The organism is Amaricoccus sp., assembly GCF_036846665.1.
GTDB lineage: Bacteria > Pseudomonadota > Alphaproteobacteria > Rhodobacterales > Rhodobacteraceae > Amaricoccus.
In genome coordinates this window covers 1-1574 of sequence record NZ_DAIUBO010000415.1, presented here as the reverse complement: position 1 = coordinate 1574, position 1574 = coordinate 1, and the positions used below count along the sequence as shown (strand labels likewise).

Here is a 1574-nt window from a genome sequence, read left to right as displayed (position 1 = left end):
TGTGGGCCGTTGGTCTTAAGCCCGGGTTAACCATTCTCCCTGCCATTCGTGGCGAGGAGATCGTCCGTGACCGACAGCAGCCCGCCGCGTTCGGCCAAGATCCCGCCCGGGGCGCTGCCGCGGTCCGAGGAGGGCCGTCTCGACTGGCTGCGGCTGATCCGCTCGCGCCGCGTCGGCCCGGCCACCTTCATCCGGCTGATCCGCCAGTTCGGATCCGCCCGCGGCGCGCTGGACGCCCTGCCGGCGATCGCGGCGGAATCGGGGGTGCGGGACTATGCCCCCGCGTCCCGCTCCGAGGTCGAGGCGGAATGGCGGGCCGCGGCGGCCGCCGGCGCCGCGCCGCTGCTGCTGGGCGGGCCGGGCTATCCGGCATTGCTTGCGACGATCGCCGATCCGCCGCCCTTTCTCTGGGCCATGGGATCGGAAGAGCTGTGCGGGCAGCGGTCGGTGGCGCTCGTGGGCGCGCGCAACGCCTCGGCGCTGGGCTGCCGGATGGCGGCGCGGCTGGCGACGGATCTCGGGGGCATGGGCTTCGCCATCGTCTCCGGGCTCGCCCGCGGCATCGACGCCGCGGCGCATCGCGCGGCACTGGCCACCGGGACGATCGCGGTGCAGGCCGGCGGCGTCGACGTGGTCTATCCGGCCGAGAACGGCGGCCTGGCCGCGAGCATCGCAGAATCGGGGCTGCGGCTGTCGGAAATGCCGATCGGCCATGCCCCGCGCCCGCAGGACTTCCCCCGCCGGAACCGCATCGTCTCGGGCCTCGCCGAAGGCATCGTGGTGGTGGAGGGCGCGCTGCGCTCGGGCAGCCTCATCACCGCGCGCAACGCGCTCGACCAGGGCCGCGAGGTCATGGCGGTGCCCGGCAGCCCGATGGACCCGCGCGCCGGCGGCTGCAACGCGCTGATCCGCGACGGCGCGACGCTGGTGCGCGATGCCGCGGACGTGGCCGAGGCGCTGGCCGCGGCGGGCGGCACCGCCCTGCCCGCCGCCGCGCCCAGGCGCGAGGAAGCGCCGGCGGCGGCGCCGGCGGGATCCGAAGGCCGGCTGCTCGACCTGCTCGGCCCGGCACCGGTGGCCGAGGATCTGCTGATCCGCGAACTGGGCTGCCCGGCGGCCGCCCTCGCCGCGGCGCTGATCGACCTGGAACTCGCCGGGCTCGTGCAGCGGCATCCGGGCGGCCTCGTCTCGCGTGTTCCCGGCTGAACGGTTTCCTCTTGAAACGATTGGGAAGCGGCGGCGGACGAATTCGACGGCTGCATCAAATGCGCTGCACCTGATCTCCGATCCTGCGCGCCACGATGGTTTGGCGTGCAACGCCCCCGCAATTCCGGCCCGTGCGTCAGCACGGGCAGCGCCCGCCCGCCCCCGTCATGCCAAAGGTGTGCCTCAGCCACGACGCGGGCGCTTCCGCGCCCACCGCGGGCGGCCGCTGCCCCGTGCTTCTCGCGGTATTCGATCGGAACCTGTCTCAGCCGGCCGGTCAGCGCTTCGACACGAAGTCGAGCAGTTCGTCGATCAGGTCGAGCGTGGATCCGGGCAGGACGGTCTCGGGCAGGTTGCAGGTGCTGGGC

At 74.0% G+C, this 1574-nt stretch carries 1 protein-coding gene; it reads left to right on the top strand.

The window, feature by feature from the left end:
• The first annotated feature begins 66 nt into the window (after positions 1-66).
• Positions 67-1206, top strand: coding sequence for a DNA-processing protein DprA (dprA, locus tag V7050_RS20965; protein WP_324369849.1), 1140 nt, complete (start codon positions 67-69; stop codon positions 1204-1206).
• Positions 1207-1574: the final 368 nt, after the last annotated feature.